This window comes from Lysinibacillus odysseyi 34hs-1 = NBRC 100172 (assembly GCF_001591965.1).
GTDB classification, from domain to species: domain Bacteria; phylum Bacillota; class Bacilli; order Bacillales_A; family Planococcaceae; genus Lysinibacillus_B; species Lysinibacillus_B odysseyi.
The window spans coordinates 194,438-200,935 of the sequence record NZ_BCVX01000010.1 but is presented as its reverse complement, the minus strand read 5'-3'; the positions used below and the strand labels follow the sequence as shown (position 1 = coordinate 200,935).

The 6,498-nt window shown below is 41.6% G+C and carries 6 protein-coding genes and 1 tRNA gene; all 7 read left to right on the top strand.

Annotated elements, in window-relative coordinates:
• The first annotated feature begins 8 nt into the window (after nt 1-8).
• The 7 genes from BOD01S_RS16810 to BOD01S_RS16775 all read left to right on the top strand — a co-directional run bounded on the left by BOD01S_RS16810 (nt 9) and on the right by BOD01S_RS16775 (nt 6,181).
• Nucleotides 9-81: transfer RNA gene (locus BOD01S_RS16810), tRNA-Lys, on the top strand.
• 332 nt (nt 82-413) lie between these two features.
• Nucleotides 414-977, top strand: a complete 564-nt coding sequence (gene sigW, locus BOD01S_RS16800) for an RNA polymerase sigma factor SigW (protein ID WP_036152990.1) — start codon at nt 414-416, stop codon at nt 975-977.
• Between the two features lie 12 nt (nt 978-989).
• A complete protein-coding gene (locus tag BOD01S_RS16795; protein WP_036152988.1) occupies nt 990-1,613 on the top strand; it encodes an anti-sigma factor family protein in 624 nt (207 codons plus the stop codon).
• 581 nt (nt 1,614-2,194) lie between these two features.
• Complete coding sequence (gene cdaA, locus BOD01S_RS16790) at nt 2,195-3,031, top strand: diadenylate cyclase CdaA (protein ID WP_036152986.1); 837 nt, start codon at nt 2,195-2,197, stop codon at nt 3,029-3,031.
• Complete coding sequence (locus tag BOD01S_RS16785; protein ID WP_036152983.1) at nt 3,024-4,016, top strand: CdaR family protein; 993 nt, start codon at nt 3,024-3,026, stop codon at nt 4,014-4,016. Before cdaA ends, BOD01S_RS16785 begins: the two co-directional genes overlap by 8 nt.
• A 101-nt stretch (nt 4,017-4,117) precedes the next feature.
• Nucleotides 4,118-5,470 carry a phosphoglucosamine mutase gene (gene glmM, locus BOD01S_RS16780; RefSeq protein ID WP_036152981.1) on the top strand — a complete coding sequence of 451 codons (1,353 nt, stop codon included), beginning with the start codon at nt 4,118-4,120 and terminating at the stop codon, nt 5,468-5,470.
• A 186-nt stretch (nt 5,471-5,656) separates the two neighbouring features.
• Nucleotides 5,657-6,181, top strand: coding sequence for a type 1 glutamine amidotransferase domain-containing protein (locus tag BOD01S_RS16775; protein ID WP_036152979.1), 525 nt, complete (start codon nt 5,657-5,659; stop codon nt 6,179-6,181).
• The last annotated feature ends 317 nt before the right edge of the window (nt 6,182-6,498 follow it).

Sequence of the window (6,498 nt, the reverse complement as noted above, 5' to 3'; positions counted from 1 at the left end):
GTTTTTATGAGCCATTAGCTCAGTTGGTAGAGCATCTGACTTTTAATCAGAGGGTCGAAGGTTCGAGTCCTTCATGGCTCACTTTTCTTTTTATAAACAATCCATCCTTTACTCCAAGTGGGTAAGGGATTTTTTATTTGCTCCCCTTTTTGAAAAGGCGAAAATAAATACCGCTAAATCTGACTATAAATCCATTGGTCAATCGCAAAGAAATGCAGGAAAGTATAAGAACGGAGGGATATTTATCAAAAAAATCATATTGTATTACCTTATGGTTAAAAATTACAATAAATTATAGTAAAGAAATTCATGTTTTTGTCCATTTTGGAAAATACATTTTGCTATAATGAAAAAGTGAAACTTTAACTGGATTCATTCGTAAATTATATAGTAGAAGGTGGAGAGGGTAGACAATGGATGCGTTAGTTAACAAGAGAATAAAGCAAGTGCTTAAAGGTGATCAAAACGCATATGCAGACATTGTGAACCTCTATCAGCACAAACTATATCAAATTTGTTACCGTATGCTCGGTAACAAGCAGGAGGCAGAGGATATTGCGCAAGAAGCCTTTGTGCGTGCCTTTATCAACTTACATTCCTATGATCAAAAGAGAAAATTTTCGACTTGGTTATACCGAATTGCTACCAACCTTTGCATCGACCGAATCCGAAAGAAGAAACCGGATTATTATTTGGATGCTGAAGTAGCGGGAACAGAAGGGCTAGATATGTACTCGCAAATCGCAGCAGATGAGCAGCTGCCGGAAGAGGCAGTAGAGCAGATGGAGCTGCAGGAGCGCGTTCAGTATGAAATCAGTCGATTGCCTGATAAATATCGTTCTGTCATTGTTCTAAAATATATTGAGGAACTTTCACTTCAGGAAATTAGTGAAATTCTTGATATGCCGATTGGGACGGTCAAAACTCGAATACACCGTGGTCGTGAAGCGCTGCGAAAACAGTTGAATAATCTATAGGAGGGATTTCGCATGAGTACGTGTCAAAAAAATTATGTAGATTACATGCACGAATACTTAGATGGCGATATTAGTCGTGAGCATGAGCAAGATTTGAAAAAGCATTTGCAAAGCTGCTCCGCCTGTCAGCGACATATGCATGAGCTGAGTGATACAATTGCGTTCATTAAAAGTGCTACGCACATTACGGCACCTCCTGGCTTCGAGGAAAATGTAATGAATCGCCTACCAAAACGTAAAAATACAGTTGGCATTCAGAGATGGTTGCGCAAACATCCAATTATCGTTGCCGCGGCTGTATTCTTTTTATTTATGAGTGCTACCTTATTAGGAAGCTATCCGAATGATAATCAGTTCTCTGTGACAAAGCAGCCAAATCTTATTGTTGATGGACAAACGGTAACGGTTCCTGCAGGAGAAGTAGTAAAGGGCGATATCGTAGTGAAAAATGGAACTATTGTTATTGAAGGTGAAGTAGATGGCAATGTAACAGTGATTAATGGAGAATACATGGCTTCTACAGCTGTCGTTACGGGACAGATTGAGGAAGTGGATCAGGCTTTTGAATGGCTATGGTACGAAATGAAACAAACATTTAACAGCTTTATTGCGCTATTTGAAGCTGAAGAAGAATAAGGAATACAAAGCTGGGGGGAGTTCCTCTCAGCTTTTTTGCCTTTTTACATCATAGCATTGATGGTGGAATTTTTTGCAGTTGAAAGGGTAATCTATGAAAGAAAGGGTAAATTTCCTGAGGGACAGAAGAAAACTAATGAACAGGAGATGTTTAAGCTCCTGCCTATTTTATGTGAGGGTTAAGTATGACTCCATCTTTATTATTTGATGCAGTCTTTCTGAAATAGAAATATTATTACTTAAGTAATGGAACAGTGAAACATCGGCAAGGATATAAAAAAAGGGTTTTTTCAACTGTAAGAATAGTTGCAAAAAAGTCTTTATAAAGAATGAAAAATAACGAAGAAACGGGACTTAAGGCTGACTCCCATGTTTTTTTGCTTTTAAAGATTTCTTCTATGTAGATGGATAAATAAGGATGACATTACATTCTGGAACTTCCCCCAGAAAATGACGTCCTATAGAAAATGACGGAGTCTCCTCGATTGGGTAGACTTTTTCTCTTCAGAAAAGTCAATTGTAAAGCAAATATGATATACTTGATTCGTATAGGGATTAGCTAGAAAAGTGGGGGATGCCACGTGCAGATAATCGAGCAATTTACAGATTTGACGCCTGTAAGTATTATTTTTAACATCTTAGACGTACTGCTTGTATGGTACGTTATGTATAAAACTTTGACCCTCATTAAAGGAACGAAAGCAGTTCAGTTATTGAAAGGGATCTTTGTCATTATCGTTGCGAAAATTGCAACTGAAATATTCGGGTTGAATACGCTCGATTGGCTGTTGGATGAAATTATTGAGTGGGGCTTCCTGGCCATTATTATCATATTTCAGCCGGAAATTCGCCGAGCGCTTGAACAGCTTGGGCGCGGAAAGTTATTCCAGCGTACAACGAGCCAGCAGGATGAAGAGCAGAAACGCTTAATTGAAGCAATGAAAAAATCCGTAAGCTATATGGCAAAACGCCGTATTGGTGCATTAATTTCATTAGAAAAAGAAACAGGTTTAACAGAGTATATAGAAACGGGTATAAAGATGAATGCGGAAATTTCCTCCGAGCTATTAATCAATATCTTTATTCCTAATACCCCACTTCATGATGGGGCTGTTATTATGCAACGGGACAAAATTACAGCAGCGGCCTGTTATTTGCCGCTTTCTGAAAGTGCCTTTATTTCCAAGGAACTAGGTACACGACATAGAGCTGCTCTAGGTTTGAGTGAAGTGACAGATGCAATTGTTATCATTGTTTCAGAAGAAACGGGGGCCATTAGCATTGCGACAGATGGGAAAATTGACCGAAATTTAACGATTGATGAGTTTACATTGAAGCTGCAAAGTTTATGGTTCGGGACAGGGCAGGAGTCCAATTTAGCCTCTAAGTTAAGCTGGGGAGGTAAAAAGAATGGATAAATTATTCGACAGCTACTGGGCGCTTAGAATCATTGCATTTGTGCTGGCATTAGCATTATTCTTTTATGTAAAGACAGGAATCGATGCGGGGCGGGAAAATAATCCAACTGCGGATTTAGATATCTTATATAATGTGCCGCTCGAAGTGTATTATGATGACGAAAACCTCCTTGTGACGGGGCTGCCTGAAACAGTGGATGTGACGATCAGCGGTTCGCCCCAGCTTATTGCGCAGACGAAGATAAGACAGGATTACAAAGTGTTTGTCGATTTAAATTCTCTTATGATTGGTGAGCACCATGTCCCAATCCAATATGAGGGTTTTTCAGATAAGCTGAATGTATCGATTGAACCAAGTTCTGTGAACATCGGAATCGAAGAACGGGTCACGAAGGAATTCAAGATCGACCCGGAAATGAGTAACCGTCTGTTAGCTGATGACTATGTAGTAAAAGATATGACAGTCAATCCATCCACTGTTAAGGTAACGGGAGCAAAAAGTGTTATAGAATCCATTAGTTACGTTAAAGCAACGGTTACAGGAGAACAGGGTATCAAAGAATCATTCGAGCAGGATGCCAATGTAAAAGTTCTCAATACAGATCTTAACCGCCTTGATGTAGTTGTACAGCCCGAAAAAGTAAAGGTGAAAGCAGAGATTGAAGAATATAGTCGAGAGGTCCCGATTACAATTAAACAAACAGGACAATTGAAAGAAGGTATCTCACTAGATAAGATTTTTGCTGAACCGTCAAAGTTGAAGGTATATGGGAAAAAAGCTTTGATTGACGAGCTAAAGGAAATAGTCGTAGAATTTGACGTGTCGGATCTAGAAGAGACAGGATCGTATGAGGCCAAGCTTAAATTACCAGAAGGTATGTCTGTGAAGGCGGATGCGGTTACTATTCATGCTGAAGTCAGCGGGGAGCCTGTTTCCCCAGCAGAGGACGTAGCAGAGAAGACAGAAGCAGATAGCGCTGAATAACTTTAGCTGCTATAAGACAGAACGTTTGCGAAACTAAAAATCCTAGTAGGATGACATAGGCATAAGAGCAAGGGATGTCTAGTATTGAAGGAGAGAACAAAATGGGTAAATATTTCGGAACAGATGGCGTCCGTGGGGTCGCTAACAGTGAATTGACGCCGGAGTTTGCATTTAGACTTGGTCGTGTTGGCGGATACGTATTGACTAAAGATGCAAAAGAGCGCCCGAAAGTCTTGATTGGAAGAGATACACGTATTTCCGGGGAAATGCTGGAGGGAGCATTAGTAGCGGGTCTTTTATCAATCGGCGCAGAGGTAATGCGTCTTGGTGTAATCAGTACGCCTGGTGTTGCCTATCTGACACGTGTTATGAATGCACAGGCAGGTGTAATGATTTCAGCCTCGCACAACCCTGTAGCAGACAATGGTATCAAATTCTTTGGTCCGGATGGTTTTAAATTGACTGATGCTCAAGAAGCGGAAATTGAAGCACTTCTTGATGCAGAAGAAGATACTCTACCACGTCCAATCGGAGGAGATATCGGTTCGGTAACGGACTACTTTGAAGGTGGACAAAAATATATTTCATACTTAAAACAAACAGTAGATGAGGAGTTCCTTGGAATCCATGTAGCACTTGATTGTGCCCACGGTGCAACGAGCCAGCTGGCTACACACTTGTTTGCTGACCTGGAAGCGGACATTTCTACAATGGGTGCTTCGCCGGACGGCTTAAACATCAATGAAGGTGTTGGCTCAACACATCCAGAGAAGCTTGCTGCATTTGTATTGGAACGTGGAGCCGATGTGGGTCTTGCATTTGATGGTGATGGCGACCGCCTAATTGCCGTAGATGAAAAAGGCCAAATCGTCGATGGGGATCAAATCATGTTTATTATCGGTAAATACTTACAAGCTAAAGGCCGCTTGAAAAAAGGTACTGTTGTATCTACTGTCATGAGTAATATGGGCTTCTATAAAGCATTGGAAGATAACGGCATGACAAGTGTACAAACGGCTGTCGGCGATCGCTATGTGGTAGAGGAGATGCGCGCACATGATTATAATGTGGGCGGTGAGCAGTCAGGACATATCGTCTTTTTAGACTACAATACTACAGGGGATGGCCTACTGACAGGCATCCAGCTCGTAAACATCATGAAGGTGACAGGTAAACGATTATCAGAGCTTGCAGGAGAAATGACGATTTTCCCGCAAAAGCTGGTGAATGTACGGGTAACGGATAAACACGCCGTAACACAAAATGAAAAAGTGGCTGCTGTAATTGCAGAGGTGGAGACAGAGATGGCCGGCAATGGCCGTGTCCTAGTTCGCCCTTCCGGTACGGAGCCGCTCGTACGTGTCATGGTGGAAGCCCCTTCTGCGGAGGCATGTGAAGAATATGTAAACCGCATTGCAGAAGTAGTAAAAGCAGAAATGGGCTTAACAGAATAAGATAGAAAACCGCCTTCGGACAGAAGGCGGTTTTTTGATGTCTAAAACAGCCTCTTTTACTCAGCAGTAAAGCCTAAAGCGTTAAGGTGTTAATAAGCTGTCAGCTTGTTTCTGGCTCTTTTCCGTTTATCTAATTATCTAATGGGGTACATTACTTAAGAATCTCCAAACGAAAGGGTGTTAAGAATGGCGAAAGTTGCAGTAGTAATTACCGATATGTTTGAGGATAGTGAATATACGAGCCCGAAAGAAGCACTTGAAGCCGCAGGGCATATACTAGTAACAATAGAGAAAGAGGCCGGTAAGAAAGTAACAGGCAAGAATGGAGAAGCCACTGTTACGATCGATAAAGGAATCGATGATGTAAATCCGGCTGATTTTGATGCGCTCTTTATTCCAGGAGGGTTCTCACCTGACCAGCTTCGTGCGGATGAGCGTTTCGTATCCTTTGCTAAGAGCTTCATGGATGAAAAGAAACCTGTCTTTGCGATCTGTCATGGTCCGCAGCTGCTTATTACAGCAAAAGCTCTGGAAGGCCGTGATGCAACAGGGTATAAATCAATCCGTGTTGATATGGAATATGCAGGGGTAAAGTTCCATGATGAAGAGGTATTCGTATGCCAAAAACAATTGGTAACGAGCCGTACGCCGGATGATCTGCCAGCGTTCAATAGGGAAATAGTTAACCTACTAGAAGAAAAGGGATTGTAAAGGGAACCCGCTAGTACGTTACGTACTGGCGGGTTTTTAGTGATGATTTGACGAATGTCCGACATTTATGTATGATGAGTATGCTTGCGTGAGTAACTTGTATAACAACAGGAAAACGCAGGGCATGCGCGTAGAAAAGGAGGAATGAAAAACGCGCGGTATAAATGACAGGAAGACAATTATAGCGCCTGAGCTGAGGAAATCGGACGGACAATAATCCTTAGTTGACGAGGTGGAGGTTTATCGAATATTCGGCGGATGCCTCCCGATCGCCAGTGCCCGATTGTAACATTCATTTTAAAACAGCAAAGTAATTT

Excerpts from the sequence above, each read along its gene's own strand:
- sigW (WP_036152990.1), top strand. The coding sequence starts at position 414 with ATGGATGCGTTAGTTAACAAGAGAATAAAGCAAGTGCTTAAAGGTGAT.
- BOD01S_RS16795 (WP_036152988.1), top strand. The coding sequence starts at position 990 with ATGAGTACGTGTCAAAAAAATTATGTAGATTACATGCACGAATACTTA.
- BOD01S_RS16785 (WP_036152983.1), top strand. The coding sequence starts at position 3,024 with ATGGATAAATTATTCGACAGCTACTGGGCGCTTAGAATCATTGCATTT.
- glmM (WP_036152981.1), top strand. The coding sequence starts at position 4,118 with ATGGGTAAATATTTCGGAACAGATGGCGTCCGTGGGGTCGCTAACAGT.
- BOD01S_RS16775 (WP_036152979.1), top strand. The coding sequence starts at position 5,657 with ATGGCGAAAGTTGCAGTAGTAATTACCGATATGTTTGAGGATAGTGAA.